General features: G+C 72.3%; 3 protein-coding genes and 1 pseudogene. 1 reads left to right on the top strand and 3 read right to left on the bottom strand.

Translation table 11 applies throughout. The features are described from left to right. Together ACTUAL_RS19635 and ACTUAL_RS19630 are read right to left on the bottom strand one after the other, a co-directional pair. Nucleotides 1–219: hypothetical protein (locus tag ACTUAL_RS19635; protein WP_440901272.1), on the bottom strand; the 219-nt coding region annotated here is incomplete at its 3' end. A gap of 37 nt (nucleotides 220–256) precedes the next feature. Beyond that, nucleotides 257–631 (bottom strand): DUF4267 domain-containing protein, encoded by a 375-nt coding sequence (locus ACTUAL_RS19630; protein WP_440901271.1) that lies wholly within the window; start codon nucleotides 629–631, stop codon nucleotides 257–259. 83 nt (nucleotides 632–714) lie between these two features. Here ACTUAL_RS19630 and ACTUAL_RS19625 point away from each other — a divergent pair, with 83 nt between their 5' ends. Further along, entirely contained in the window at nucleotides 715–1,269 is a 555-nt protein-coding gene (locus ACTUAL_RS19625) for a TetR/AcrR family transcriptional regulator (protein WP_096496150.1), read from the top strand. Nucleotides 1,270–1,450: 181 nt separating this feature from the next. On the opposite strand, the pseudogene ACTUAL_RS19620 reads toward ACTUAL_RS19625, so the two are convergent. Then, nucleotides 1,451–1,644 (bottom strand): annotated as a pseudogene (locus ACTUAL_RS19620) (transposase); the annotation flags it as partial.

Here is a 1,644-nt window from a genome sequence, read left to right as displayed (position 1 = left end):
GCCCGCTTGTTCCGACTTCTGGGCACGTTGCCGGATGAGCAGTTGACGGTCGATGACGCTGTCCTGCTCATGGCCTGCGCGGAAGTCGAGGCGCGGCGCCTCCTGAACGTCCTGGCCAAAGCGGGACTGCTCGAACCGATCGGACGCGACGCGCTTCACATCCACCCGTTGTTGCGTGCGTACGCCCAGAACGTGCTGAACGAGGAAGAGCCCGACCACCGCCTCCGCCGCCCACCGGAATAAGCACGACCCCAGGTCAGCCCACCAGCAGCAGCACCCCCGCCAGCGCCACGACCACCGCCGTGCCGCCGTGCATCCCGTACGCCAGCGCGCGGTTCCCCCTGTGCCGCAGGATGGTCAGCATGTCGCCGAGCGGGGTGAGGGCGGCGGCGAGGAGCACGTAACCGGTCAGGTCCGCGTGGCCGAGGGCGAGCGGGATCAGGATCACCAGGCCGGAGACCACGTCCCGCACGCCCTTCAGGTTCAGCCAGCCGGTCTCCCCCGGTTCCCGCGGCCAGGTGGGCAGGCCGAACGTGCTGGCGATCCGCTGCGGTGCCAGCAGGTACAGGCCGCCGATCACGATGATGGACAGGGCGGCGGCGACGGTCAGGGTCGTGGCGACGAGGGGCACAACGTTCTCCTAGCGTTGCTAGATTTTCGATCGACGCTAGCACTAGCGATGATCGGATGGCTAGCAGCGCTAGGATCGCCCCCGTGACAGCACAGCAGCGCAAGGAGCGGGAACGGGTCGAGCGGCGGCGGGCGATCGTCGGGGCGGCGCGCGCGCTGGCCGAGGCCGAGGGGTGGGAGGCGGTCACCACGCGGCGGCTCGCCGAGCTGATCGAGTACAGCCAACCCGTGCTGTACAGCCACTTCTCCGGCAAGGACGCGATCATCGCGGCGGTCGCCGTCGAGGGGTTCGCGGAGCTCGCCGAGCGGCTGGCCGGTGCGGACGGGCTCGCGGGGCTGGCAGCGGCCTACACCGGGTTCGCGCAGGACAACCCGGCTTGCTACGACGCGATGTTCACCCTCTCCGCACCGCTCGCGTTCGACGCGCCGGACACCCCGCAGCCGCTGCGCGACGCGTTCACCGCGCTGCGGGACGTCCTGGCGCCCCTGCGCCCCCAGGACGACCCGGACGTGTTCACCGAGGTCGTCTGGGGCGCGCTGCACGGGCAGGTGCTGCTGGCCAGGGGCGGTCGGTTGCCCGAGGCGCGGCGGGACGCGCGGTTGGCCGCGCTGGTGGAGCTGGCCGGGGCGCGGCCGTAGCACCCCCGAACCTTCGGGAACGCCCGCGCCCCACCGCCTTCCGGGTGATCGCCGCCGACACCCGGTCCACCCGCCGGCTACCGCCGGGGACTCACCCGGCCGCCCGAGTCCCCCTCCGCTCCGCCGCCTCCACGATCATCCGCAGCCAGTCCGCGTCCTCGAACCGCCCCTCCTCCGCTATCCGCCGCAGCCTGATCCACAACCCGGTGTCGGTCCACTCCTGGAACCGCCGGTGCACCGTCGGCACGGTCACCCCGAACGTCGCGGGAAGGTGCCGCCAGGCGCACCCGCTCGTCAGCACGAACGCGATCGCCGTGAACACCGCCCGGTCCGACACGCGCCCGCGACCACCGCCCTGCCGCCGCACCTTCGCGG

The organism is Actinosynnema sp. (assembly GCF_052038725.1).
This window is presented reverse-complemented; position numbering and strand designations above follow the sequence as displayed.